We start from the raw sequence: 25977 nt of genomic DNA on the forward strand, positions 1-25977 counted from the left end.
TTTCTGACTGTCTTATAGGAAGCAATCCCGACAGCCGGCGCGGGACCCGGCAAATTTTGCCTAGGTACGTTTTTTCCGCCTCCCCGCCCCACCCCCGGCAAGAATTGCCTATGATGGAGGAAATGGCCGCTCGGCCGGTTGTGGAGCTCGACCAAATGGACTTGAAGGCATCACTCGGCGTTTCGGCTTCCGGACTTCGCGCCCAGTCGCTCCGGATGCGCGTCATCGCAGAGAATTTGGCCAACCAGGACTCGGTCGCGCAGACTCCCGGCGGCGATCCCTATCGCCGCCGCATCGCGAGCTTCAAAGCCGAGGTCGACCGCGCCACCGGCGCCACCGAAGTCAAGGTCCAGGGAATCGAGAACGACCGCTCCGATTTCACGCGTATCTATCAGCCCGGCCACCCGGCCGCGGACGGCGAAGGCTATGTGCTCAAGCCCAATGTCAACGGTCTCGTCGAGAGCGCCGACATGAAGGCGGCGCAGCGTAGCTACGAAGCCAATCTCAATGCCATCGAGGCCGCCAAGAGCCTTACGATGCGCACCATAGACCTTCTCAAGTAAGAGGAATTTCCATGTCCATTGGAGCACTTGATGCGACTTCTGCCTATGGCAAGGTCGCAGGGATCGGTAACGCCCTCGGCAAATCGCCCGTCGGCAAGACCGACGGCGCGAGCGGTTTCGGGTCGATGGTCGAGGACCTCGTCACCGGCACTGCCCAGCAGATGCGCGTTGCCGAACAGGCCTCGGCGATGCAGGTCGCCGGCAAGGGCGATCTGATCGACGTGGTCACTGCGATCGGCGCCGCCGAGACCGCGCTCGACACGATGGTCGCCGTCCGCGACCGCGTCGTCAGCGCCTATACCGACATCATGCGGATGCAGATCTGACGTATGTCGCCTAGCGAGGTCATCCAGCTTTCCGAGGCGGCGTTGCTGCTCGTGCTCACCGTGGTGGGCCCGTTGCTGCTGACCTCGCTGATCGTCGGCACGATCATCGGTCTGCTCCAGGCACTGACCCAGATCCAGGAGACCACGCTCACCTTCGTGCCCAAGCTGCTCGCCATGGGCCTCGTCTTCCTGCTGATGCTCCCCACCATGGGGCAGGCGCTGTCGGGCTTCATGGCCAAGATCAGCGACCTGATCATCACCGGATGATTCTGCCGCCCGATCTCGAATTCCAGGTCTCCGCCTTCTTCATCGTGTTCGCCCGGGTGGGCGCGGTGCTGATGCTGCTGCCGGTGTTCGGCGAGGATTCGATCCCCGGCCGGATCCGGCTGATGATCGCCTTCGCGATGTCGGCGGCGCTTTACGGCGCGCTAGGCGAGCCTGCGCGCGCGGCGCTCCAGGGCGGCGCCGTGCTCCCCGCCGTCATCATCACCGAATTGATGACCGGGCTGGCGATGGGAATGATCGTCAAGATCCTGTTCTTCGCGATCTCGATGGCGGGCTCGATCGTCAGCATGCAGGTCGGCCTGTCCTCCGCGGTGATCTTCGATCCGATGCAGGCGAGCCAGGCGCCGCTCCTTTCCAAGTTCGTCGGGGTCGCTGCCGCGCTCGTGTGCATGGGCATGCAGGTCCATCACCTATGGCTCGGGTCGATCATCAACAGCTATCAGAGCTTTCCGATCGGCGGCATTCCGCCGATGCACGATTTCGCCCAGCTCGCGATCGCCGCGATCGGCCGCTCGATGACGCTCGGCATCAGCCTCGCCGCGCCGCTGATCGTCTACGGCATCGTCTTCAACGTCGCACTCGGACTCTCGGCGCGCATCGCCCCGGCGATCCAGGTCTTCTTCATCGCCCAGCCGCTCAACCTGCTGCTCGGCATCGCCATCTTCGCCGCCACCATCGGCACCATGCTCACCGTCTTCGCCACTGCGATGGGTGACGCGATGCAGGGCGGTTGGTGATGTCGGGCGATACCGACCAGGAAGACAAGACAGAAGATCCCACAGACAAGAAGCTGGAGGACGCTCGCGAACGCGGCGAAGTGCCGATGGCGCCCGAGATGAAGCACGCCGCGATGTTCGTCGCGGCGCTCGTCGTGATGGGGGGCCTCGGCACGTGGACGATGCAGACGATGGGATCGCTGTTCGTGCGCCTGTGGGGCAGCGCCGACGATTTCCGCATGGAGCCCGTCGGCGCACAGGATTTCGCGACCGGGCTGTTCGGCACGATCTTCACTACCCTCACTCCGATCCTCGCCGCATTGTTCGGCTTCGCTTTGCTCGGCGGCTTCCTGCAGGGCCGGCCGATGCTGTCGGCGAGCCGGATCAAGCCGAAATGGTCCAAGCTCAATCCGGTCACCGGGTTCACGCGGACCTTCAGCAAGCAATCGCTGGTCGAGTTCTTCAAGACGCTCGCCAAGCTCTGCCTCGTCGTCGGCATCGGCGCGTGGATCGCGTGGCCGCATGCGGCGACGATCGATCGGCTGGTGGGCGCGGATCTCGTCTCGATGGGCGCCGCGGCCAGCGACATCGTCTATGCGATGCTCTTCCCGATCGCCTTGCTGGTCGGCGCGCTGGCGATGTTCGACTTCGCCTGGCAGCGCTTCGCCTTCATGAAGAAGATGCGGATGACCAAGCAGGAGATCAAGGACGAGTATAAGCAGAGCGAGGGAGATCCCAAGATCAAGGGCAAGATCCGTCAGCTCCAGATGCAGCGCGCGAAGGGCCGGATGATGTCGAACGTCCCCAAGGCGAGCGTGATCATCACCAACCCGACTCACTACGCCATCGCATTGCAATATGATCACGGCGCGATGAATGCGCCGGTGGTGGTCGCCAAGGGCGTCGACGCGATCGCGCTGAAGATCCGCGAAGTCGCCGCCGAGCATAACATTCCGCTGGTCGAAAACCGCCCGCTCGCGCGCGCGCTCTATGCCTCGGCCGAGATCGACCATCCGATCCCGATCGAGCATTATGCCGCAGTCGCCGAAGTGATCAGCTATGTCATGAAGATCGCAAAGACGAGGCGATGACGCTGCACTGCGTCATTTATTTTCGCGCTTGCGGTGAGCGGTTTTAATCGTTTCCGTCATTCATCGTGCCGACCTACCCTGCGGGCAATCTCCCACAGAAGGATTCGAGCGATGGACGCACCGACCACAGGCAGCCCGATCAACGATCCGCAAAAGCAGCCGGCGGCGCTCCGCAGATTGCTCGGCCGCACCAGCCGCGACTGGTGGCCCGAGCAGCTCAGCCTCGAGATACTCACCCAGAACGGCGTTTCCCCCAACCCTTACGGCCCCGACTTCGATTATCGCGAGGCATTCCAGAATCTTGATTATCAGGCGCTCAAGGCGGATCTGACTGCGCTGATGACCGACAGCCAGCCCTGGTGGCCGGCCGATTACGGGCATTACGGCCCCTTCTTCATCCGTATGGCGTGGCATGCCGCGGGCACTTATCGCACCGGCGACGGCCGCGGCGGCTCCTCGTCGGGCGGCCAGCGCTTTGCCCCGCTCAACTCGTGGCCGGACAACGGCAATCTCGACAAGGCGCGCCGCCTGCTGTGGCCGATCAAGAAGAAATACGGCGCCGCGATCAGCTGGGCGGACCTTTTCATCCTCACCGGCAATGTCGCGATCGAGTCGATGGGCGGCCCGGTGTTCGGCTTCAGCGGTGGCCGCGAGGACATATTCGAGCCCCAGCGCGACATCTATTGGGGCACCGAGGAGGAATGGCTCGGCCAGACTCGCATCGACGAAGAGGCCGGCATGGCGCTCGAGGAGCCGCTGGCCGCGATTCAGCACGGCTTGATCTACGTCAACCCCGAAGGCCCGGGCGGCAAGCCCGACACCAGGGGTTCGGCGCGCGACTTGCGCGCAACCTTCAGCCGCATGGCGATGAACGACGAGGAGACCGCGGCGCTCACCGCCGGCGGCCACACCTTCGGCAAGGCGCACGGCGCGGGCGACGCATCGAAGGTCGGCCGCGAGCCCGAAGGCGCCGACCTCGCGCAGATGGGCCTCGGCTGGGCCTCGACCCACGAGAGCGGCATGGGCGACCACACCATCACATCCGGGATCGAAGGCGCATGGACGCCGACGCCGACCAAATGGGACATGAGCTATTTCGATATGCTGCTCGGCCATGAGTATGAGCTGACCAAGAGCCCGGCGGGCGCCAATCAGTGGCATCCGGTCGGCGATCCCGAAGAGACCCTCGCCCCGGCCGCGCACACTCCGGGCAAGAAAGTCGCGACGATGATGACCACGGCCGACAAGGCGTTCAAGGACGATCCGGAGTATCGGAAGATCCTCGAGAAATTCCGCGCCGACCCGGGCTATTTCGCCGACGCCTTCGCCCGCGCCTGGTTCAAGCTGACCCATCGCGACATGGGGCCGAAGAGCCGGTACATCGGCCCCGAGGTGCCGCAGGAGGATCTGATCTGGCAAGATCCGATCCCGGCCGGCACGCCGCTCGGCGACACGGATGTCGCCACGCTCAAGGGCAAGATCGCCGAATCCGGCCTGACCATCAGGCAGTTGGTCAAGACTGCCTGGGCTTCGGCCTCGACCTTCCGCAATTCGGACAAGCGCGGCGGCGCCAACGGCGCGCGCATTCGGCTTGCGCCGCAGAAGGATTGGGAAGTCAACGAGCCGGCCGCGCTCGCCCGGGTGCTCGCCGTCTATGAGGACATCAAGGCGGGGTTCCGCGGCAATGTCAGCATCGCCGATCTGATCGTGCTCGGCGGCAATCTCGGCGTCGAGCAAGCGGCGAGGGCGGCGGGGCATGACGTGACCGTCCCGTTTACTTCGGGCCGCGGTGACGCCAGCCAGGAATGGACGGACGTCGAAAGCTTCGAGCCGCTCGAGCCCAAGGCGGACGGCTTCCGCAACTATCTCTCGGTCAAGTTCAACGTGCCGACTGAGGAATTGCTGGTTGACCGCGCGCAATTGCTCGACCTCTCGGCGCCCGAGATGACGGTGCTGGTCGGCGGCCTGCGCGTGCTCGGCGTCAACCATCCCAAGGCGGAGCGGCACGGTGTCCTCACCGACCGGCCGGGCCAGCTCACCAACGACTATTTCGTCAACCTGCTCGATATGGGCACGGCGTGGAAGCAGGTCGACGACACCGGCGACGAGGAGTTCGTCGGCAGCGATCGAGCGACCGGCACGCATAAATGGACGGCATCGCGCACCGATCTGGTGTTCGGCGCCAACTCGCAGCTCCGCGCCCAGTCCGAAGTCTATGCCGCCGACGATGCCGGCGGGAAGTTCGTCAAGGATTTCGTACGCGCCTGGGCCAAGGTGATGGACGCCGATCGCTTCGATTTGGCGCGCTGATACATCAACTCCCCTCCCTGCTTGGGGGGAGGGGAAAAGTAGAAATCAGGCCTGAACGTCGAACTTCGCGAGTTCGACGCGGACGCGCAGATCGATGTCGGACAGGATGCCGGCCAGCACCGGATCGTCCGACGGCTCCAGATTTTCCGACCATTCGACGATCTCGCGCAGCCGCTCGACACTGGGCGTCCCGGTCGCCAGCTCCTTGTGGAGCTTGTCGAGCGCGTTGATGCCGCGCTCGGCATCCACCGCCTGCTTGCGGCGCCGCTCGATCGAGGGATCGGCGGCTGCGAGCGTCACCAACATCGCCACCGACGGCACGGGCTGGTTCGGGCCGGCGCCCTGCATCGGCATCGGCCGCGCGACGGCCTCCTCTTCGGCCACCGGAAAGCCGGGCGCGGTCTTGGGCAGCGCCGCCAGCAGGCTGCGTGCCATCAGCGGCGTAAGGCTGTCGATGCGCACGAAATCAGGTCCTCTCGGCCCGCATTGGCCACCTTTCCTCTATAAGAAAGTTACCGCGGTTTTTCCACTTAGTCTGAGGGTTTATGCAGCGCATCGCCGCTTCGTTCCTGCTCCCGCTGCTGGCGTTGGTCGCCAGCCCGTATGCGCTTGCGCAGACGCGGATCAAAGACATCGTCGATGTCGAGAATGTCCGCGAGAACCAGCTCGTCGGTTATGGCCTCGTCGTCGGCCTCGCCGGCACCGGTGACCGCATGCGCAACGCACCCTTCACCGAGGAATCGATGCAGGCGATGCTCGAGCGCATGGGCGTCAACATCCGCGGCACCAACATGCGCACGCAGAACGTCGCGGCGGTCTCGATCACCGCGACCATGCCGCCCTTCTCGCGCTCGGGATCGCGGATCGACGTCCAGGTCTCGGCACTGGGCGACGCGTCCAGCCTGCAGGGCGGCACGCTGATCGCGTCGTCGCTACGCGCTCTCGACGGCGAGATCTACGCTGTCGCGCAGGGCCAGGTCGCCGTTTCCGGCTTCAAGGGCCAGGGCGCCGCCGCGAGCGTCAGCCGCGGCGTGACCACATCGGCGCGCGTCGCCGGCGGTGCCATCGTCGAGCGCGAAGTGCCCTATTCGCTGCAATCGGCGACCAGCCTCAAGCTCGCCCTCAAGAACCCCGATTTCGCCACCGCCGATCGCATCGCCGGCGCGATCAACGGCAAATATCCAGGTAGCGCGCAAGTGCTCGATCCGGGCACGGTGCAACTCCAGCCGACCACCAACTTCGTCGGCAACGTCATCGATCTCGTCACCCGCGTCGGCGACCTCGAGATCAAGGTCGACCAACCGGCACGCGTCGTCATCAACGAAGCCTCGGGCACCGTCGTGATGAACGCCGATGTGCGGATCACGCCTGTCGCGATCGCGCAGGGCGGCCTGACCATCACGGTTTCCGAACGCCCGCAGGTCTCGCAGCCCGCGCCGCTGTCGGACGGCCAGACCACCGTCGTTCCGCGCACCCAGGTGCAGGTCGACGACGGCAACGGCGCCAGCCTCGCTTTGGTCAACGGCGCCTCGCTCCAGTCGCTGGTCAGCGGACTCAACACGCTCGGCGTGTCCCCGCGGGACCTGATCACCATCCTTCAGGCCGTAAAGAGCGCCGGTGCGCTCCAGGCCGAGATCGAGGTCCAGTAATGAACGAACTCAACGCCCTCTCAGCGACCGCGGCTGCCGCTCCCGTCCGCAAGGTCGACCCGAAGAACGCCGAAACCGCCAAGGAATTCGAAGCGATGTTCCTCGGCCAGATGACCAAGATGATGCTCGAAAGCGTCGACAAGGGCGAGATCAACGGCGGCGCCGGCGAAGAGATGTTCAAGGGCGTGCTGGCCGAGAAGCTCGGCACCGAGATGGCGAATCGCGGCGGCATCGGCCTTGCACCCGCCGTGCTCGAATCGATCCTCAAGCTCCAGCAGGGAAAATAATGACCGTTCAGCTCATCGACGCGATGATCTCGCTCACTGCCCTCATGGAAGAGGAGAGCGAGAAGCTCGCCCGCAAGGCCTATGTGCCCGAACTCGGCGAAATCGCTAACGCGAAGCTCCGCCTCACCGGCCGCATCGAAGCCGATTTCGCACGCCTGAAGCGCGAGTCCGCCAATTGGGCGGAGAAGCTCGACGAGGAAAGCCGGCTCCAGCTTTCCGATGCCAGCCGCAACCTGCGCGACGCATCTGCGGTCAACCAGCAGATCCTGTCGCGCCAGATCGAGCTCTCGGTCGAGATGATGGGCGCGATCGCCGCCGAGGCGCAGCGCCTCACCGGCACCCGCAGCACCACTTATGGCGCGTGCGGCGGACTGGGTGGCATGGACGCCCCTGCCCCGATCTCGATCAACGCGCGGCTCTAGGCGAAATCGCCGCCGGCATTCTGCGTTGAAGCGGTGCTTGCGGCCGATTAGACGAAATCACTTCGACGATGTATGCTGATCTACGGAGTCCTTCATGGGTTCCGGAGATCGGTGATGAAGCTCCTGCAACTGCCGCGTTGTCTGTTCGGACTGCACCAACGCGACAGGCGCCGCGCCCGGCATGACGGCCCGTTCGTGCGCAGCCACTGCATCGGCTGCGGCAGGGCCATGGTCAAGGACAGTCGCGGCTGGCACCTGGACGATGCCGCGGCGCCCGACGCAGGCGAGCGAGCAGCTTCTTCCGGAACCGACGGCGGATAATGTTGAGCGCGGCGCGAAGGCCGCCTCTGCCCCGGATGCAGACGTTGTGACACCTGTTACATTCGGTGCGGTGGGCAAATCAATCAGCGCTACAATAGCCGCGCACCCTCTCGCACGCGCCGGCAGGCCGTCGTGCGCGGCATTGGCACTTGGCCTACTTGCGATATCGAGTTCGCCCTGTGGGGCGCAGTCGATCGACGAATTGCAGGAACTTCAGGCAGGCACGCAGCGCGCGGTGCAAGAGCTCGACAAGGCGGATATGGAGCTGCTCCGGTTGCTGGCGAAGATACCGCCGGACTCCCATGGCTACGACTTCCCGATCGCGACAAAATAATTGCCAAGGGCCAATTCGTCGAAATGTGCCTGGGGCGGCGCTATTCGGCGAGACTGGAGGTCGTGGCCGGGGCCAGTGCCTGTATCTCTGCCGCACTCAAAAAGGCGCCGGAGGAACAGCCGGGTCCCGATTGTCTGGAGGCGCTTACGCCTTTGAAGCTCGACCCGGATTTCCAAGCATGAGTCGAGCGACCGCTTTCCACTCTACCCGGTCCGAAATCAGCCGCCGCGGCCGCCCACCGCGGTTTTCAGCATCGACATCTGCTTGCGGTACAGCCCGGTCATCGCCTGGAAGTCGGCCTGGATCTCGCCCATCTTGAGCAATTGGTCTTCGAGCGTCACATTGTTGCCGTCGGGCTTGGTCTCGGTGATGTCCTTGTCGAAGATCAGCCCGCTGCCCGCCGGCTGGATCGCGCCGAGGCTCTTCATCCGTTCGGTCAGCTGCACCCGCGGCGCGGCAACCACGCCACTGCCGCCGATCAGCGCCGCGAAGCTCGGCTCGGAGACCTCGCGGGCCTTGTAGCCCGGTGTCTCGCTGTTCGCGATGTTCTGCGCGACGACGCGCTGCCGCTCGGACAGGTTCTGCATCCGGGTGCGCAAGCCGTCGAGGATCGGGGGCGTATTCATGACGATCAGAATCCCAGAGTGGAGGAGGCGCCGGAATTGAGCCGGTTCAGCGCCGCCTGGTAATTGGCCAGCTGCGCGCTCTCGCGCGCAGTCGATTGGGTGCCGGTGATGGGTTTCTTGACCCCGTCGGCGAGCCTCGCCTTCCCGTCGTCCCAATAAAGCGAGCGATAGGCGGTCTGCGTCATCGAGATCCCCTCTTCGATCTTCTTCATTGCGATCTTCGCGTTGTCGAGAGTTGAGAGGCTCAGCGCCTCGCTGAGGTCCATGCCGAAATTGCCACCCGGGCGGACCTTGGGTGCGCCGCTCGGCAGCATCGCCTGCGTGGCGATCCGCTGCGGCTCGATACCCAGCTTGGCGAGCGCGTCGGTATCGGTGCCGCCGGGGATGAGCTCGAGATCGTGGCCGGGCTTCATCGTTACGCGCAGCTGCTGGACGCCGTCGAGCATGGTCGCGGTGACCGTGCCCTTGGAGGCGCCGATCATTCCCTGCACCCGCGCGGCAATCGTCTTGAGCGTGTCGCCCGCCTCGATCGAGACCTTGCGGACCGCGCCGCTATCGGCCTTGATCGAGAAAAAGTCGCCCGCGCGCAAAGTCGTCTGGGTGGTCAGCTTGTCCGACACTGCGGGATTGATCGTGCCGCGGCCGAAGCCGAGCGCGGAGATCGCATTCGCGCCGCCCTTGTCGGCGGCGATGCGGACCGGCTCGGTACGCAGCAGCGCCTGGCCGAACTGGCTGGTGCTCGCGATCGCGCCGGTGGCGGCGTCGATCCGCGCGACGAAGCCGTCGGTCGGCCCACGGCGCGGCGCGGCGAGATCGCCGGTGGTGCGGCCGCCGGCATAAAGTTCGTTGCCGAGGAAGGCGACGCTGTCGACCTGATCGTCGGCCGCGGAGCCGAGATAGGTCACGCTGGCGCCCGACAAACCGGCATCGATCCGCGCGACGAAACCGTCGCGATCGGCGCTCTTCGTGTTGACCTGCGCGCCGGTGAGCGCCGAGCTGGTCGCGCCGCCGACCGCGATGGTGCCGTCGGCAGCCACCGCGATCGCGCGGACATCGGCGGTGCCGAGATTGATGCTGGCGAGATCGGTCGACAGCGACGATGCGCTCATCTTGCGCACCGAGGCGTTGCCGCCCTGGCTGACCACGGCCAGCAGATTGCCGTCCTGATCCATCGCGAGGGCGTTGATCGAGTCGGAGCCCGCGCCGGCGATGGTGCGGCGCTCCGCGAGCTTGCCCGTGGCATCGATCCGCGCGACGAAGGCGTCGCCGCCGCCGCTGGCGGAGCGCCCGCCGACATATACCGAGCCATCGGCGCCGACCGCCACGGCCTTGGCAGCATCGGTACCGACCGAGCGGATGACGGTCGAGAATTTCTCGTCGCCATTGGCGGCATATTTGGCGACGACCATGTCGCCATCGGCCGAAGTCGCGCCGTTGAAGCTGCCGGTAACGGTGCCCGCGACGACGATGCTGCCATCGGCGCCGATCGACACTGCGGCGCCGGTCGAGGAACCACTGGCGCCGAGGCTGCGCTGCCAGACGACATTGCCCACCCCGTCCATCTTGGTGAGGAAGAGGTTGTTGTCGCCGTCGGACTGGTTGGCGCCGAGATCGCCCGCTGTAGTGCCGACGACATAGCTGTTGCCCTGCCCGTCGGTGACCATCGCGGCAGCGTCGGTCTTGGCGTAGACGTTGCTCGTCTTGGTCGTGCTGGTCTTGACCTTGCCGTCCATGTCGGTGGCCGTGGTGGTGATCGTGGTGGTCTTGCCCGCCATCGTGTTCTGCGCGGTCGCCTCGCGGTCGAGCGCCGAGATCGTGCCCATCGACACCTTGGTATTGGTGCCGGTGGGATCGTTGAGGCGAAACACCTGCGTCGCGGTGGGCGCGTCGAGCGCGGTCTGCCCGGTCGCAACTACCAGTGAATCCTTGGCGCCGATCTGGTCGAGCGACACTTGCTCGAGGCCGTCGGGCGTCTCGAGCTTCAGCGCCCATTTGCCGTCGCTATAGACCGGCTCGAACCGCGCCGACCAGCGCGTAACCGGCTCGCCCTTGGCGTCGAGCCTAGGCGTTCCATCGGTGTTGTAGACCAATGTCGAGCTGATCGCGCTGTTGAGCTGAGACACCAGCGAGTTGAGCGTCGGCGGCTGGGTGCCTTGCGACAGATCGACGGTGAACGTCTCATTGAGCGTCCCGCGGCCGACCTTGACGGTGAACTGCTCCTGCCCGGTGAGATTGGGAAGTGGGTCCGAGCGCAGCTTGACCAGCCCCTCGCCCTGGGTCTCATAGGCCCTGGTTGCGGCGAGCTTGCTGGACTGCGCGCTCGAGGCGGGCTTGCCGAAGGAGAGGTTCACCTTGTCGGACGGCGCGGTGGTCAGATAGGCCTGCAGGTCCGCGAGGCCCTTGGCGAAGGACTTCTCATATTGGGCGCGCTGCGCCGTGGAGGCGGTCTTCACGGTGGCTGCCTCGGCGAGGACGCGCAGCTTTTCGAGCGCCTTATAGGCAGTGAAGCTGGTCTTGAGGTCGTCGGGCAGGATCTGGGTGCCGCTGTTCGTCTTGTCGATGATCGTCTTCGACGCGAGGATCGACGCGAGCTGGGCCGATACCGAAGTCCCCTTGGTCGGTTCCTTCCACGGCGGGGTGGTCGCGGCGAGCGTGAACTGCGCCTTGGCGAGGCGGACAGCCTTGCTGTCATACGGGATCGCAGTGAAGGCCGTCGAGAAGACCGAAGAGTCTCCCGTCAACAGGCTCAACCCCATGAGGCTACCTGATAAATTAACTGTCATCGGATCCGCACCTTTCCCCCATGCTCCTATAATAGACGAGACTGCGTACTTTCCCGTGCGTAGCTCCGCATTTTTCTGCGAGGGGTCCAGAATGAGCTTGATGGCGCCGATTGCCGAGCCGGTCGAACTGAAGAAGTACAGCGGTCCGCAGCGCGCGGCAGCGCTGATGCTGGCGCTGGGCAAGCAGCATGGCGCGCCGATCTGGGAGCAGCTGACCACGGACGAGATCAAGGAGCTTTCCTCCACGATCGCCGGGCTCGGCCGCATTCCGTCGCAGGTGGTCGAGCATCTGCTCATCCAGTTCACTGGCGAAGTCGCATCGATGGCCTCGCTCCACGGCAGCTACGAGACCACCGAGCGGCTGCTCGGCGGGATCCTGGGGAGCGACAAGGTCAAGGAGATCATGGAAGACATCCGCGGTCCTTCGGGCCGCACGATGTGGGACAAGCTCTCCAACGTCAGCGAGTCCGTGCTCGCCGGCGCGCTCAAGCACGAATATCCGCAGACCGTCGCCGTGATCCTTTCCAAGCTGCGCCCCGATCATGCCGCGCGGGTGATCGCCGAGCTGCCACGCGAATTCTCGGTCGACGTGGTGATGCGCATGCTGCGCATGGAGACCGTCCAGAAGGACGTGATCAACCAGGTCGAGGCGACGCTGAAGAGCGAGTTCATGACGAACCTGTCGCGCTCGCAAAAGCGCGATCCGCACGAGGCGATGGCCGAATTGTTCAACTCGCTCGACCGCTCGACCGAAGAGGCGATGCTGACTGCCCTCGACAACAAGGCGCCGGAAAGCGCCGAGCGTATCCGCGCTCTGATGTTCACTTTCGAGGATCTCGCCAATCTGTTGCCAGCGGCGATCTCGATCATCGTCCGCAATGCCGACAAGCGCGAAATGGCGCTGGCACTCAAGGGTGCGCCGGATGTGCTCAAACAGATGTTCTTCGGCGCGATGACCGAGCGCGCGTCCAAGCTGATGCGCGAGGACATGGCGGCGATGGGCCCGATCCGCGCACGCGATTGCGAAGAGGCGCAGTCCTCGCTCGTCCGGCTGGCCAAGAACCTCGCCGATCGCGGCGAGATCCTGCTCGTCGATCCCAAGTCCGACGATGCGATGATCATTTGAGATGGGCATGAACTTCCAGACCGTCGAGCGCTTCGCCTTCGACCGCATCTTCTCGACTCCGGCGAGCGAGAGCGCGACGATCCCGAGCGGCGACATGCTGCTCGAGATCTCGGCGCTGCGTGCCGAGCTCGCCTTGCTGCGCGCGGACGTGGACGCACAGCTGAACCTTGCCCGCGCCGAAGGCTTCGAGGCCGGGATCGCCCAGGCGCGCGCCGAGCGCGAAGTCGCGCTGCTCAGCGCGGTCGATGCGCTCCACGCCGGAATCGAGGCGCTCGACGAGCGCTTCGAGGACGTGTCGAAGCGAGTCAGCGGCGAAGCCACCGAGATCGCGCTCGCCGCCGCCGACATGATGGCCGGCCGCGCGATCGAGACCGCGCCTGCCGAGACGATCGACGCGGCGATCGGCCGGGCGCTCAGCCAGGTCGCCCGCGGCACCGAACTCGAGATCCGGGTCCATCCCGACCTCATCGAAGCAATCGAGGCGCGCATCGCCGAGCGCCAGTCCAAGGATCGCCGCAAGCTCAACCTGATGGTGATCGGCGATGTGACCGTCGCGATCGGCGATGCGCTGATCGGCTGGGAACAAGGCGGCCTCGCCCTCGACGCGAACGCCCGCCGCCAGGCGGTCATGAACGAGCTCGAGACGCTGCTGCCAACGGCCGCCGGCGCGAACTGACATTCCTCTCCCTTTCGGGGAGGGATCAGGGTGGATAGAAAAGGCCGGGCTCGATGCCCGGCCTTTTCTTGTTCCACGCATTCCGAAGGCTTCCCGGCCTTCGCCGGGTCGCGCCCACTTCCCGTCCGCCCTTGCACGGGGGTAAGTTCAAACCACTAGGCAAAAAATTCCCACCCGGCACAAACTGCCGCCCCCGGCCCCTCTATAATTCACTCATGGAGGCATTTCCGCCTTCGCAGGTCGACACCACGGGGCGGCATTGGAAGCGATCAAGAATTTTGCCGGGCAGCTAGGCCCGAAGCGACTGATGCTGATGGGGGGTGTGGCGCTTGCGCTGTTCGCCGCCCTGGCTTTTGTCGCGACGCGCGGCTCCGATCCGCAGATGGGGTATCTCTACACCGATCTCGATCCGTCCGCCGCGGCGACGATCACCGAGAAGCTCAAGGGGCAGAATGTCGAGTATCGGCTTTCGGCCGACGGCACTTCGGTGATGGCGCCGCAGGACAAGCTCGCCGAGCTGCGCATGTCGCTGGCCGGCGAAAAGCTGGGCGGCAAGATCGGCTATGAGGTGCTCGACGAGGAGCAGCCTTTCGGCGTTTCCGCCAGCCGCGCCAAGATGAACGAGAATCGCGCCGTCGAAGGCGAGCTCTCCAAATCGATCCAGACCATCCAGAACGTCAGCGCCGCGCGCGTCCACATCGTGATGCCCGAGCGCGCGATGTTCGCCGCAGAGAGCCGCAAGGCGACTGCCGCGGTGACCGTAAAGACCAAGGGCCGCCTTTCTTCCGAGCAGATCGCCTCGATCCGCTATCTCGTCTCCTCTTCGGTCCCCGAGCTATCGCCCGAAGCCGTATCGGTCGTCGACCAGACGGGCGCCTTGCTCGCCCGCGCCGGCGAAGCCGGTTCGGTCGGCGGCGCCGATGCCGACGAACGCCAGCAGGCGGTCGAGAACAAGCTGCGGGAGGAAGTCGAGGCATTGCTCGAGCCGATCGTCGGCCAGGGCAAGGTCCGCGCCGAAGTCTCCGCGCAGATCGATCGCGATCAGACCCGCGAGGAATCCAACCTCTTCGATCCCGACAAGCAAGTGATTTCGCGCCAGGTCAGCGTCGAGAATGGCGAGCAGAATACCGAGCAGGATGCTGGGCCGAAGACCGCGTCGGTGGGCAATCAGCTTCCCGAAACCCAGGCGCAGCCGCCGGGCGCCCCGGGCACCGGCCGCCAGTCGCGCAGCAACCAGACCTCGGAAGACACCACCTACGACAACAGCTCGACCAAGACGGTCACGATGCGCGGTCCCGGCAAGGTCACTCGCCTCACCGTCGCGGTGATGGTCGACGGTGGCGAGAAAGGCCTGCCCCAGCCGCAGATGCAGCGCATCCAGCGCCTCGTCGAGAATGCGGTCGGCATGGATGCCGAGCGCGGCGACAGCGTAGTCGTAGAGAGCATGCGCTTCGCCAATGACGACAGCCTCGCCGACAAGGAAACCGGCATCCTCTCGAGCCTTCCGCTGGACCGGATCTGGGGTCTCCTCCAGATCCTGATCATCGGCGTGGTCGGACTGATCGCGCTCAGGATGATCAAGCCCAAGCTCATGCCGCAATCTGCAGTGGCCGCGCTCCAGGGCCCGGCCGGCGAAACGCCGATCACCGGTCAATCGCCCGAGATGCTCGCGCTCGCCGAGCGCGCCGCCGACGGCGACGAAGACGCGATGAAGAAGCTCGAGTCGATGAACGCCGATCAGCCGCTGCTCGATCAGGAGATCGCGCTCGCCCAGGTCGACGGCCGCATCAAGCTCTCCGCCCTCAAGCGCATTGGCGATGCGATCCATGCGAGCCCGCCCGAAGCGGCCTCGGTGATCCGCCAGTGGATGAACACGTAAGGAAATGACGATGGCTACCGAACCCCACGACATCATCCCCGCAGATTCCGAAGAGGCGAGCGGCCCCGTGTTCGAAGATTTCGAGCCCTTTGCCACCGGCGATCATGCCGTTGCCGGCTCCGAAGGCCTCGAGGCGGTCCATGACGTGCCCGTCAAGGTCCAGGCAGTGCTCGGCCGCGCGCGTATGCCCGTCGGCGAGCTGCTGCACCTGACCGCGGGCACCGTGGTCGAGCTCGATCGCCGCGTCGGCGAGCCGGTCGACATCTTCGTCAACGATCGCCTGATCGCGCGCGGTGAAGTCGTGCTGATCGACAACGCGCTCGGCGTGACGCTCACTGAAATCGTTCGTCAGGACCGTTGATGCCCGGAACTATCCGTATGATCCTCGTCGGCGCACCGGGCAGCGAATTCCGTCGCGCCGCGGAGATGGCGCGCGACGCCGGCGCCGACGTGGCGATGGCCGATACGCCGGCGCAGGCGCTCGACTTTCTCCGCGAAGGCGGCGGCGACATGGTGATGATCGACGTCGACGCCGACATTGCCGGCTTCATGGCGAGCATCCGCGCCGAACGTTTCACCATTCCCGTGCTCGCCTGCGGCATCCAGGCCTCGGCCGAGCGCGCAGTGGCTGCGATCCGCGCCGGCGCCCGCGACTATGTTCCGCTGCCCCCGCAGCGCGAGCTGATCGCCGCGGCGATCGCTTCGGTGATCGAGCGCAAGGCACCAGTCCGCATCGGCGATCACCCCGCCCTCGCCCGCGCTTTCGCGCTCGCCACTGCCGTGGCGCCGACAGCCGCTCCCATCCTCGTCACCGGCGAGAAAGGTAGCGGCAAGGAAGTCATGGCGCGCGCGATCCACGAAGCGTCGGGCCGTGCCAATCCGCTCCATGTCGTCGAATGCGCCGGTATCGGCGCCGATGTGCTCGAATCCGAGCTGTTCGGGCATGAAACCGGAGCCTTTCCCGGCGCGGTCGCACGGCGCATCGGCCGGCTCGAAACCGCGGGCGGCGGCACGATCTTCCTGCGCGAAGTCGGCAGCCTCGCTCCCGCCATCCAGGCGCGCTTGCTCTCGGCGCTCCAGGAACAACGCTTCACCCGCATCGGCGGCGACGAACTGGTACCCTTTCGCGCGCGGCTGATCGCCTCGACCGGCATGGACCTCGAAGCCGCGGTCCATACCGGCAGCTTCCGCGCCGACCTGCTCGTCCGCCTCGGCCTCGTCCGTGTCGAGGTTCCGCCGCTGCGCGCGCGCGGCGGCGATCTGGCGCAGCTCGCCACGCATTTCGCCGAACGGCTCTCCGAAGCCGACGGCATCGTCGTCCGTCCGTTCAGCGACGCGACGCTGGTGCTGCTCTCGCGCTATGCGTGGCCGGGCAACATCCGCGAGCTCGAGGATTGCATTCACCGCGCTGTCCTGCTCGCGAAGGGGACCGCGATCGAGCCGGACGACCTCGTCCGCTCGGACGGCACCCGCCTGCTCGACCTCGAGCTCGCCGAACCCGGCGGGCTGCAGATCGAGAGCCTTGTCGGCCGCACCGTCGAGGAGGTCGAGCGCGAGCTGATCCTCCACACGCTGGAGCGGTGCCACGGCAACCGCACCTCGGCGTCGAACATCCTCGGCATCTCGGTGCGCACGATGCGCAACAAGCTGCGCACCTTCATCGAGGCCGGCATCGCCGTCGCCCCGGCGCCGTAACACCGACATTCTCCCTCCCTGATGGGGAGGGCTTCAGAAGCCGCAATCGAACAGGGTCCGCACATGCCCCCCGCCGTCCTCAACATCTTGAACCGCCTCGGCCTGAACCGCGACCTCGCGCTCGCCGCTTCGGTCATCGCGATCATCGGCATGCTGATCCTGCCGATGCCGGGCTGGCTGCTCGATCTCGGCCTCGCTTTGTCGATCACGATCGCCGTGATGATCCTGATGACGTCGCTGTTCATCGAGAAGCCGCTGGAACTCAGCGCCTTCCCGACGATCCTGCTGATCGCGACGATGTTCCGGCTGGGCCTCAACCTTGCCTCGACCCGCCTGATCCTGACGCATGGCCATGAGGGCCATGGCGCGGCGGGCGGCGTGATCGGGGCGTTCGGCGAGTTCCTGATGGGTGGCGAGGTCATCATCGGCCTCACCATCTTCATGATCCTGATCGTCATCAACTTCGTGGTGATCACCAAGGGCGCGGGCCGCATTGCCGAAGTCGCCGCGCGCTTCAGCCTCGATGCGATGCCGGGCAAGCAGATGGCGATCGACGCGGATCTCTCCGCCGGCATGATCAGCGAGGAGCAGGCGCGCGAGCGCCGCGCCGAGATCGAGGCCGAGAGCGGCTTCTACGGCTCGATGGACGGTGCCTCGAAATTCGTGAAGGGCGACGCGATCGCCGCCTTGCTGATCACCGCAGTCAACATCCTCGTCGGCCTGACGATCGGCATCACGTCGCACGGCCTGCCGATCGGCGAGGCCTTCCACACCTATACCGTGCTCACCGTCGGCGAGGGTCTGGTCAGCCAGATCCCGGCGCTGATCATCTCGATCGCCGCGGGTCTGCTCGTCTCCAAGGGCGGCATCAAGGGCAAGACCGGCACGACTTTGGGCGACCAGCTCGGCCGCTACCCCAAGGCCTTCGGCATGGTCGCGGTCCTGATGGGCGCACTGGCGCTGATGCCCGGCCTGCCCTTCCTGCCCTTCGCCAGCTTCGCTGCCGCTGCCGGCTATGCCGCGTGGAAGATGAGCCAGAACATGCGGGCCAAGGCGGCGCGCGAAATTGCCGTCGCCGTGCAGGAACAGGCCCGCGAGGCCGTGGTCGAGCAGCCCATCTCGCAGACGCTGGCGCTCGACGCGGTGCGCATCGAGATCGGCTATGCGCTGCTGCCGATGATCAACGACGACCAGCGCGAGCCGCGCCTCGACGATCAGGTCCGCGCGCTGCGCCGCCAGATGGCCACCGATTTCGGCTTCGTCCTCCCCTCGGTCCGAATCATCGACAATATGGGCCTCAAGCCCAATGAATATGTCATCACGATCAAGGAGACCGAGGCGGCCCGCGGCGAGATCAAGCTCGAGAAATTGCTGCTGATCAATCCGGGCGGCGGTCCGGTCGGCATGCCCGGCGAACTGACCAAGGAGCCGGTATTCGGCCTGCCCGCTTTGTGGATCGATCGCGAGCTGCGCGACGAGGCCGGCTTCCGGGGGCTGACCGTGGTCGATTGCGGCACGATCATCACCACGCATCTGACCGAATTGGTCAAGGACAACATCGCCGATCTGCTCTCCTACACCGAGACGCAAAAGCTGCTGACCGAAGTCCACAAGGACGCCGAGAAGCTCGTCGCCGACATCGTCCCTTCGAAGGTCTCGATCTCGAGCGTCCAGCGCATCCTGCAGAATTTGCTGTCGGAAGGCATCTCGATCCGCGACATCCCGACGATCCTCGAAGGCATCGCCGAGGCCGCGCCCCTGACCGCCAATCTGACCCAGATGACCGAGCATGTCCGCGGCCGGCTCGCCCGCCAGATCAGCGCGTCGCAGGTTCGCGGCGAGGCGATCCCGGTAGTGACGCTCTCGTCCGAATGGGATCAGGCGTTTGCGGAATCGATCCTCGGCCAAGGCGACGATCGCCAGCTCGCGATGGCGCCCTCCTCGCTCCAGCGCTTCATCGCCTCGGTGCGCGAGACCTATGACCGGCTGGCGCAGGACGGCGAGATCCCTTGCCTGCTCACCAGCCCGTCGATCCGGCCGTTCGTGCGCTCGATCATCGAGCGCGTTCGACCCGCGACGGTGGTGCTGTCGCAGAACGAGATCCACGCGCGTGCACGCATTCGGGCGCTCGGCACGATCGGTTGAGACCGTTCGCGCAACAATCATCCTATAATGAAAAGCGGCCCCTTGCGGGTCGAGCAAGAGGCGACCGGATGCAGATCAACCCCTTCGGCTTTCCGCTTGGCGCGGGGATGCAATCCGCGCCGGCAAATGGCGCCGTGAGCCTCGGTTTCGTCGATGCGCTCGGGCTCGCCCTCGACGGCGGTGCTGCGCAGCAGCCGATGGCCCTCAAGGCCTCGGTCACGCCGCCTGCGAATTTCGGTCCGAAGCTGGCGCAGACTTTGCTCGAACAGGCCCAGCTCGCGGCACCGGCCCAGCCGATGCCGGCGCCCGGCATATTGCCCGGCCTCCAGCAGCCGACTTCGCTTTCCGAGCTGATGGCCACCGCGGCCAGGCTGCCCGTCGCTGAACCGGCGCCGGCTGCCGCGATCGATACAGTCATGGTCGAGCTGCCCGTTGTCGCAGCCGAGACCGATCCGAGTGCGGTCGCGCCCGAAATTACCACGCCCGCCCCCACGCCGCTTGCGGCGGCGCCCCCCACCACCGCCGCGCCGGCCCCGGCGCCAATCGCACCCGCGACCACGACGCCTGCCGCGCCGGCGCCTGTGGCAGCGCCGGCAGTCCCGATCCAGGGCGATATCGAACTGCAGCCTGACGGCGATACCCCGCCGAACGCGCCGGCGACCGCTGCGCCTGCGGAGAACCCACCGTCGTCAAAGCCGCAAAAGACGGTGCGCAGTCGCGCTGCTGCGGCGGAGGCGGATCCCGTGACGCTGATCGATGCCAATCCGGCAGTCCCGACGGCGGCGCTCGCGATCAACGCCGTGCCGCAGCCGATCCTTCCGCAGCAGGCCACACCGCGCGAAGCTTCGACAAGCGCGCCTGGCGGGTCCACCGTATCGAAAACCGGCAAGGTCGCCGCCTTGGCCGCGCCGGGGCAGGATGCCGCGCAAGCTGCACCCGGCACCGGCACCGGCACCGCGGACTTCGCGCGCGCCGTCGCGATGAAGAGCGATTCCACCGGTTCGCAGTCGAACCCCGACGGCCAGCCGCAGCCCGAAATCATGCCCGCGGCTACCGCCAGGGTCGAGGCAGCCGCACCGATCCTGCCGCAGCCTGCCGTTGGCTCAGCCCCCGTCGATCCGGCCCGCGCAACGGCCCCCGTCTCCGCTGAGCCGGTAATCGAGGCCCGCGCCGGGCATCTCGGCCATTCGCTTGGCGTCGAGATTGCGCGGAAGGTGGAACTGGGCGAGGAAACGCTGCGCATCCGCCTCAATCCTGTCGAACTCGGCCGGATCGAAGTGACTCTCGCCTTTGACGACAAGGGCAGTCTGCAAGCGACCGTCCGCACCGATAGCGCGCAGGCGATGGACCTGCTGCGTCAGGATGCACCCGATCTCGCGCGCACGCTCGACCAGGCCGGCGTCCGCACCGACGCGCAGAGCTTCCGCTTCGAGAATCGCGGCGGCGACGGTGGCGGTCAGCAGGCCCAGCAGCAGCAATCGCAAAATCGCGGCCGGTTCGCATCGTCCGATGACGACGCAGCCCTCGCCGAACCCATTTATCGCCCGGTCCGCAGCGACGGACAGGTCGACCTTCTCGCCTGAGGAACAGCCATGACCACCGTGACCACCACTGCGTCGACCACGACCGACACAAAGGCCGCCGCCGCTTCGTCGAAGCTCAACGCCGATTTCGACATGTTCCTCAAGCTGCTCACCACGCAGATGCAGAACCAGGATCCGCTCGATCCGATGGACACCGCGCAATACACCCAGCAGCTGGTGCAATATTCGCAGGTCGAGCAGTCGATCGAGCAGACCTCGACACTCAAGTCGCTGCTCGCCGCGTTCGGCACCCAGAATTTGATGCAGGCCTCCGCGATGATCGGCGCGCAGGTCGAAACCAACTCGCCCGTTTCGGGCCTCAGCGCAGCCACCCCGGCGCAGTGGACCTGGTCGGCACCGCGCAATGTCGCGTCGATGACCGCGACGATCAAGGACGAGAAGGGCAAGATCATCGACACCTTCCCGATCGACGCGACCGGCGCCGCCGGCGCCTTCACCTGGGACGGCACTACCAAGGCCGGCAAGAAGGTCGAACCGGGCCTCTACAAGCTCGAGCTCGCCGGCAAGGACGCGTCGGGCACCGCAGTGACCGCGACCGCCCACGCTTATGGCAAGGTCAGCGACGTCGAATTGTCGAACGGTGTCGTCCAGGTCACCATCAACGGGAACAAGGTCCCGACTGGCGATCTGCTGCGCATCGGCTGAGCCGGCGCGTCTCTTCCGCCTTGATGGCGCCGGAGCGGCATCCCCGTCCCGGCGCTTTCTTTTTGCCCGGATGATGTCGCTTCCGTACAAGCACTTAGCGGGGATTCCCCGCCCTTGTGCAGCAGTCCTTCACTCGCGGCCCGTCTATAATGAAGATAGAGAGACGGGTGGGCGTTCCGATCCCCTCTGCGATCCGCTCGTCTCTTCTCCCCCTTTGAAGGCCGCCTTTCCCCCGCGGCCCGAAACGACAAGAGCCAGGCTGGTCCGCGACCCGCCTGGCTCTTCCGTTTTGCGCCCCACGCGCTGAACCTACTAAACTTGAGGAGTGGCGAGCCGAGGGCTCAGCTGGCGACGGATAACAGTACCGGCCGGCCGGCATCCCGCGGGAGCTGGATCAGCTCGGCCGAGGTGGCGACTTGCACGGTGAAATCGTCGAGCGCGCAGCCGGCGACCGCGTTTGGCGCGGTCAGCATCGCGATGCAATCGGAGACAGAGGGATCTTCGCGCGGCCCGATCGTATCGAGCACATCCGAAAGCGCCATCCCGGCCTGCAGCGCCTTGTCCGCGGCGGCACTCCACAGCGCCTGCGCATCCTCCACGTTCAGCGTCAGCGTCACCGTGAAGGTCTTGCCGGCGGTCTCAGAAACGTGGCCGATGTCGCGAAGATTCATGCCTAAGACCCTTGTTCTTTTTCGACCCTGTTCGATCGTCCCAATGCCTCAGCAAAGTGCCGTGCCGTAGTCCGGGGATGCCCCGATACGTAAAGTTACCGGTATCGGTGACGCCCCTGTGACCGCTTTAGTGAACCCGCGCTTCGGCGCGACGCGCGAGTTCGCGCGCATGTGCCGCAACGAGACACAATTCAGCGTAGAGCCGGTCCCAGAACGGCGCCGGGATTTCGAGCCTGGCATTCCCCTGCTGGGTCAGCTCCAGCGCGGCGCGCGGCTCGAGCCCCAGTTCGAAGCGCGTGCCGAACGTGCCGTCGACATGCTCCTCGGGAAGCGAATGCGGCACGGCGAGCCGTGCCGACATGATGTAGCCCGCGAGTACATCGGTGCCATATCCGTCGAGCAGGATGCGTGGCTGGCCGACCACGTCCGGCCGCTCAAGCACGACGAGCGCCCCCGAGGGATGCTCCTCGACGCTGACGCGCAGCTTGCCGCCAAAGGCGTCGGTGATTTCTCGGATACGTGGGAACAAGGGACTATCTCCTTGCCATCATTATAGATGGCTCAACCATTTGGGCGGCGGAGATCCGCGGATTTCGTTGCGTTTGGTGCAAGCGGCGCGCACAAAAAAGAGGCCGGGACGTTGCCGTCCCGGCCTCTCTCTGTCGTCAGGTAAGCTTCCAGGGAAAAAGCTTGACCTTAACGGAACAGCGACGTGATGGTCTGCGGCGCCTGATTGGCGATCGACAGAGCCTGCACACCGAGCTGCTGCTTGACCTGCAGCGCCTGCAAGCGAGCCGATTCCTTGGCGAGATCGGCGTCGACGAGATTGCCGATGCCTGCCTCGATGGTGTCAGACAGCTTGCTGGTGAAGGTCGACTGAGCGTCGATCTTGCGCGATGCCGCGCCGAGCGTGCTCAGGGTCCCCTTCAGGTTTTCCTGAGTCGTGGTCAGCGTGTCGATCATAGCCTGGGCTGCGCCCTGGCTGCTGATGTTGCCGCTGGCCGCAACGGTCACGACGGCGCCACCAAGGTCGAGACCCTGGTTTGCAACGCTGAGCGAGTCCGGATTCCAGGTCGTCGCCGAGCTGGTGTCCGAATCCTTCAGCGACTGCAGAGCGCTGACGCTACCGCCGCCCGAAGCCTTCAGCAGGTTGGTGCCGTTGAAGTCGGACGAGTTCACGATCGTGGTGATCTGATCGCGCAGAGCCACGAAGTCGCTGTTGTACGCATCGCGGGTAGCCGTATCGATGCCCGCGTCGGCAGCCTGATAGGCCTTGGCCTTCATCTGGTTGACGACGTCGGAGATCTGCTCGGCACCTGCAACCGCCACGTCGGTCACGCTCTTGGCGCGGCTCAGCGACGAGGAAACGGCCTTGAGGCCGCCCATGTCGCCGCGAAGGCCCTGTGCGATCGTGAACGAAGCCGAGTCGTCCTTGGTCGAAGACACGTTCAGGCCGGTGTTGATGCGGCTCTGAACCTGCGACATGCCCTTGTTCGTCTCGGTGAGGCTCTGGAGAGCCGCCATCGCGCCGGTGTTGGTGTTGACAGAGAAACCCATGATAATTTCCTTCTTGGACAAGAGCCGCTTCTGCGGCCCGGATCGGAAGCGCCGATCCGCGACCTGGCGCCTTCGCGCCCTGCAAGTTCATCATGGGAAGATTTCTGCGACCAACCAAATTACCGGCGAAATTATGTTGGTTAGCAGCGTGTTAATTCTAGTACTAGGCAAGTTTTGCCTAGTCGTTTTCAATTGAACAAAGAAAAGGGGAGGACAGGTTGCCCTGCCCTCCCCAAAATTCTCACCTCGAGCGGCGGCCGTTGCTCAGAACGGGAACAGGGCGTCGTAGATCTGCTGACCCCAGCGCGCCTGCTGCGCATCGGTGAGCTGGCCCTTTCCGCCATAGATCACGCGCGCCTCGGCGATCTGCGAATGCTGGATCGAATTGTCGCGGGAGATGTCCTCGGGGCGGATGATGCCGGTGACCAGCAATTCGCGCATCTCGAAATTGACGCGGACTTCCTGCTTGCCACGGATCATCAGATTGCCGTTGGGCAGCACCTGGGTGACGATCGCCGCCATCGTCATGTTGATCGTCTCGGAGCGCGCCGTGGTGCCGCCGCCCGAATATTTCGAGCCGGAATCGGTCTCGAACACCTTCGCCGCGTCGCCGCCGACCAGCTTGGCGACCGGCGCGATACCGAGCAGATTGCCGAGGCCGCCCGTCTCCGTACCGCCGCGCGAGCGCGAGGTGTTGTTGCCGAGGTCGGCCTTGTCCTGAATATTGATCTTGATCGTCAGGATGTCGCCCATCTTGGCTGCACGCTGATCGCGGAAGAACGCGCCGGCGCCGGTGCGGAACAGCGACGCGGTCGGCGCCGCCGCAGGCTGCTGCATTGCCGCGGCCGAACGGCCCCCGCTGCGATCCGACGGCATCGCCAGCGACGCTTCGAATTCGGGCGTCGCCACCGGATCCATTCCCGAAAGCTTGGGTGCCTTGCCGACCTGCTGGAGGCGTCCGACCGCGCCGCAGCCGGACAGCGTGGCGCCGAGCGCCACGAGAAGAATGACCTTACGCATGTGTATTCCCTCTACGAATTACGGTGCGGCGATCCGGACGGAGCCGGAGCCATCGATCGTTCCATCGAGCGTGCGGTTGGTGGTGGTGGTCACCACCCGCACCATTTCGCCCTGCCCGCCGCCGTTCAGCGCACGGCCCGAGGACGTGATCACCAGCGCGCCCGAGACGATGCGGATCGTCACCGGCTCGCCGCGCCGCACGAGCTGCGGCTTCATGAGGTCGGAGCGCCGCACGATATTGCCCGCGGTCAGGTTGCGCGCGGCTTCCATGCCCGACGCGTCGTCGGCCGAAAGCGCACCGCGTGCCGCCGCCGGCGCACGGGCTTCGCTGTCGAAGTCGCCGCGCTCGAGCCGGGTGCCCTTTTCGATCGGGTGCGAAAGGACGGCGACCTGCACGTCCTCGGCCGGCCCGGCGCCGAGCAGCATCAGTGCGAGCAGCACGCTCATCAGCGAAGCTGGCTGGTCGTCGCCAGCATCTCGTCGGCGGTTTTCACGACGCGGCTGTTCATTTCATAGGCGCGCTGCGCAGTGATCAGCGCAGTGATCTCGGCGACCGAATTGACGTTCGAGCCCTCGATATAGCCCTGGTTCAGCGTGCCGAGACCCGGCTCGCCGGGATTGGCCACCGTCGCCTGTCCCGAAGCGGCGGTCTCGAGGAAGAGGTTGTCGCCCTTCGCCTCAAGGCCCGCATCGTTCATGAAGGTGGCGAGTTCGAGCTGCCCGACGGTCTGCGGCTGCGGATCGCCCGCCACGATTACCTGGACCTCGCCCGTCTTGGATATCGTCACATCGACCGCGGCCTGCGGGATGGTAATCCCCGGCTGCACCGGATAGCCGTCCTGCGTCACCAGTTCGCCCTGATCCGACACGCCGAACGAACCGTCGCGGGTATAGGCCGTATCGCCCGAGGGCAAAGTGATCTGGAAATAGCCGCGACCGGTGATCGCGACGTCGTAACGGTTCTCTGTCTGCTGCAGCGCGCCCTGCTGCTGGATGCGGAATACACCGCCGGTCTTGACGCCCGCGCCGATCTGAATGCCCGAAGGCGATTTGGTGTCGGGACCGGTCGCGGTGCCGGGACGCTCGATCTGCTCGTAGAGCAGGTCCTGGAACTCGGCGCGCTGGCGCTTGAAGCCCGTGGTGTTCATGTTGGCGATGTTGTTCGAGATGACGTCGACATTGGTCTGCTGCGCGAGCATGCCGGTCGAAGCGATGGAGAGCGAACGCATTTAATTGGGTCCTTTCA

General features: G+C 65.5%; 28 protein-coding genes. 19 read left to right on the forward strand and 9 right to left on the reverse strand.

Annotated elements, in window-relative coordinates; genetic code table 11:
* Positions 1–155: 155 nt before the first annotated feature.
* From flgC to katG, 6 genes are all read left to right on the forward strand, one after another.
* On the forward strand, positions 156–563 hold the full coding sequence (flgC, locus tag CVN68_RS08775) for a flagellar basal body rod protein FlgC (RefSeq protein ID WP_100284301.1): 408 nt from the start codon (positions 156–158) through the stop codon (positions 561–563).
* 11 nt (positions 564–574) lie between these two features.
* Positions 575–889 (forward strand): flagellar hook-basal body complex protein FliE, encoded by a 315-nt coding sequence (locus tag CVN68_RS08780; RefSeq protein ID WP_100281865.1) that lies wholly within the window; start codon positions 575–577, stop codon positions 887–889.
* Between the two features lie 3 nt (positions 890–892).
* Entirely contained in the window at positions 893–1156 is a 264-nt protein-coding gene (locus CVN68_RS08785; protein WP_100281866.1) for a flagellar biosynthetic protein FliQ, read from the forward strand.
* Positions 1153–1911: a flagellar biosynthetic protein FliR gene (gene fliR, locus CVN68_RS08790; protein WP_100281867.1), complete on the forward strand. Its 759-nt coding sequence runs from the start codon at positions 1153–1155 to the stop codon at positions 1909–1911. Before CVN68_RS08785 ends, fliR begins: the two co-directional genes overlap by 4 nt.
* On the forward strand, positions 1911–2981 hold the full coding sequence (gene flhB / locus CVN68_RS08795; protein ID WP_100281868.1) for a flagellar biosynthesis protein FlhB: 1071 nt from the start codon (positions 1911–1913) through the stop codon (positions 2979–2981). Before fliR ends, flhB begins: the two co-directional genes overlap by 1 nt.
* A 111-nt stretch (positions 2982–3092) precedes the next feature.
* Positions 3093–5291 carry a catalase/peroxidase HPI gene (katG, locus tag CVN68_RS08800; protein WP_100281869.1) on the forward strand — a complete coding sequence of 733 codons (2199 nt, stop codon included), beginning with the start codon at positions 3093–3095 and terminating at the stop codon, positions 5289–5291.
* 45 nt (positions 5292–5336) lie between these two features.
* Here katG and CVN68_RS08805 read toward each other — a convergent pair whose 3' ends face one another.
* The gene (locus CVN68_RS08805; RefSeq protein WP_233503648.1) at positions 5337–5753 is read right to left on the reverse strand and encodes a flagellar assembly protein FliX; all 417 of its coding nucleotides are present in this window, start codon (positions 5751–5753) and stop codon (positions 5337–5339) included.
* Positions 5754–5836: 83 nt separating this feature from the next.
* Between CVN68_RS08805 and CVN68_RS08810 the strand changes: the two genes are divergently transcribed.
* The 5 genes from CVN68_RS08810 (at position 5837) to CVN68_RS24180 (ending at position 8304) form a co-directional block, all read left to right on the forward strand.
* The gene (locus tag CVN68_RS08810; protein ID WP_100281870.1) at positions 5837–6940 is read left to right on the forward strand and encodes a flagellar basal body P-ring protein FlgI; all 1104 of its coding nucleotides are present in this window, start codon (positions 5837–5839) and stop codon (positions 6938–6940) included.
* Positions 6940–7227, forward strand: a complete 288-nt coding sequence (locus CVN68_RS08815) for a rod-binding protein (protein ID WP_100281871.1) — start codon at positions 6940–6942, stop codon at positions 7225–7227. The genes CVN68_RS08810 and CVN68_RS08815 overlap by 1 nt, the downstream gene beginning before the upstream one ends.
* Positions 7227–7649, forward strand: coding sequence for a flagellar protein FlgN (locus CVN68_RS08820; RefSeq protein WP_100281872.1), 423 nt, complete (start codon positions 7227–7229; stop codon positions 7647–7649). The genes CVN68_RS08815 and CVN68_RS08820 overlap by 1 nt, the downstream gene beginning before the upstream one ends.
* 72 nt (positions 7650–7721) lie before the next feature.
* Complete coding sequence (locus CVN68_RS08825; RefSeq protein ID WP_100281873.1) at positions 7722–7970, forward strand: hypothetical protein; 249 nt, start codon at positions 7722–7724, stop codon at positions 7968–7970.
* 202 nt (positions 7971–8172) lie between these two features.
* On the forward strand, positions 8173–8304 hold the full coding sequence (locus tag CVN68_RS24180) for a hypothetical protein (RefSeq protein WP_267893753.1): 132 nt from the start codon (positions 8173–8175) through the stop codon (positions 8302–8304).
* 218 nt (positions 8305–8522) lie between these two features.
* Here CVN68_RS24180 and CVN68_RS08835 read toward each other — a convergent pair whose 3' ends face one another.
* Together CVN68_RS08835 and CVN68_RS08840 are read right to left on the reverse strand one after the other, a co-directional pair.
* Positions 8523–8930, reverse strand: coding sequence for a flagellar basal body protein (locus CVN68_RS08835; RefSeq protein ID WP_100281875.1), 408 nt, complete (start codon positions 8928–8930; stop codon positions 8523–8525).
* Positions 8931–8935: 5 nt separating this feature from the next.
* Entirely contained in the window at positions 8936–11671 is a 2736-nt protein-coding gene (locus tag CVN68_RS08840; RefSeq protein WP_324871598.1) for an autotransporter outer membrane beta-barrel domain-containing protein, read from the reverse strand.
* A gap of 133 nt (positions 11672–11804) precedes the next feature.
* On the opposite strand from CVN68_RS08840, the gene CVN68_RS08845 reads away from it, so the two are divergent.
* From CVN68_RS08845 to CVN68_RS08880, 8 genes are all read left to right on the forward strand, one after another.
* Positions 11805–12839 carry a flagellar motor switch protein FliG gene (locus tag CVN68_RS08845; protein ID WP_100281877.1) on the forward strand — a complete coding sequence of 345 codons (1035 nt, stop codon included), beginning with the start codon at positions 11805–11807 and terminating at the stop codon, positions 12837–12839.
* Between the two features lie 7 nt (positions 12840–12846).
* Positions 12847–13515: a FliH/SctL family protein gene (locus tag CVN68_RS08850; protein WP_100284303.1), complete on the forward strand. Its 669-nt coding sequence runs from the start codon at positions 12847–12849 to the stop codon at positions 13513–13515.
* A gap of 259 nt (positions 13516–13774) precedes the next feature.
* Positions 13775–15394, forward strand: coding sequence for a flagellar basal-body MS-ring/collar protein FliF (gene fliF, locus CVN68_RS08855; RefSeq protein WP_100281878.1), 1620 nt, complete (start codon positions 13775–13777; stop codon positions 15392–15394).
* A 10-nt stretch (positions 15395–15404) separates the two neighbouring features.
* Complete coding sequence (fliN, locus tag CVN68_RS08860; protein WP_100284304.1) at positions 15405–15755, forward strand: flagellar motor switch protein FliN; 351 nt, start codon at positions 15405–15407, stop codon at positions 15753–15755.
* On the forward strand, positions 15755–17089 hold the full coding sequence (locus CVN68_RS08865; protein WP_100281879.1) for a sigma-54-dependent transcriptional regulator: 1335 nt from the start codon (positions 15755–15757) through the stop codon (positions 17087–17089). The genes fliN and CVN68_RS08865 overlap by 1 nt, the downstream gene beginning before the upstream one ends.
* A 63-nt stretch (positions 17090–17152) precedes the next feature.
* Complete coding sequence (gene flhA / locus CVN68_RS08870; protein ID WP_100281880.1) at positions 17153–19234, forward strand: flagellar biosynthesis protein FlhA; 2082 nt, start codon at positions 17153–17155, stop codon at positions 19232–19234.
* Positions 19235–19302: 68 nt separating this feature from the next.
* Positions 19303–20817, forward strand: coding sequence for a flagellar hook-length control protein FliK (locus tag CVN68_RS08875; protein ID WP_100281881.1), 1515 nt, complete (start codon positions 19303–19305; stop codon positions 20815–20817).
* A 9-nt stretch (positions 20818–20826) separates the two neighbouring features.
* Positions 20827–21483: a flagellar hook assembly protein FlgD gene (locus tag CVN68_RS08880; RefSeq protein WP_100281882.1), complete on the forward strand. Its 657-nt coding sequence runs from the start codon at positions 20827–20829 to the stop codon at positions 21481–21483.
* A 341-nt stretch (positions 21484–21824) separates the two neighbouring features.
* Here CVN68_RS08880 and CVN68_RS08885 read toward each other — a convergent pair whose 3' ends face one another.
* The 6 genes from CVN68_RS08885 to flgG form a co-directional block, all read right to left on the reverse strand.
* Positions 21825–22154 carry a hypothetical protein gene (locus CVN68_RS08885; RefSeq protein ID WP_100281883.1) on the reverse strand — a complete coding sequence of 110 codons (330 nt, stop codon included), beginning with the start codon at positions 22152–22154 and terminating at the stop codon, positions 21825–21827.
* Between the two features lie 127 nt (positions 22155–22281).
* Positions 22282–22683 carry a hypothetical protein gene (locus tag CVN68_RS08890; RefSeq protein ID WP_100281884.1) on the reverse strand — a complete coding sequence of 134 codons (402 nt, stop codon included), beginning with the start codon at positions 22681–22683 and terminating at the stop codon, positions 22282–22284.
* 167 nt (positions 22684–22850) lie between these two features.
* Positions 22851–23711, reverse strand: coding sequence for a flagellin (locus tag CVN68_RS08895; RefSeq protein WP_100281885.1), 861 nt, complete (start codon positions 23709–23711; stop codon positions 22851–22853).
* A gap of 264 nt (positions 23712–23975) precedes the next feature.
* Positions 23976–24731, reverse strand: coding sequence for a flagellar basal body L-ring protein FlgH (gene flgH, locus CVN68_RS08900; protein WP_100281886.1), 756 nt, complete (start codon positions 24729–24731; stop codon positions 23976–23978).
* A gap of 18 nt (positions 24732–24749) precedes the next feature.
* On the reverse strand, positions 24750–25178 hold the full coding sequence (flgA, locus tag CVN68_RS08905) for a flagellar basal body P-ring formation chaperone FlgA (protein ID WP_100281887.1): 429 nt from the start codon (positions 25176–25178) through the stop codon (positions 24750–24752).
* Positions 25178–25960 carry a flagellar basal-body rod protein FlgG gene (gene flgG, locus CVN68_RS08910; RefSeq protein WP_100281888.1) on the reverse strand — a complete coding sequence of 261 codons (783 nt, stop codon included), beginning with the start codon at positions 25958–25960 and terminating at the stop codon, positions 25178–25180. The genes flgA and flgG overlap by 1 nt, the downstream gene beginning before the upstream one ends.
* Positions 25961–25977 lie beyond the last annotated feature (17 nt).

It is taken from the genome of Sphingomonas psychrotolerans, assembly GCF_002796605.1.
GTDB classification, from domain to species: Bacteria; Pseudomonadota; Alphaproteobacteria; order Sphingomonadales; family Sphingomonadaceae; genus Sphingomonas; species Sphingomonas psychrotolerans.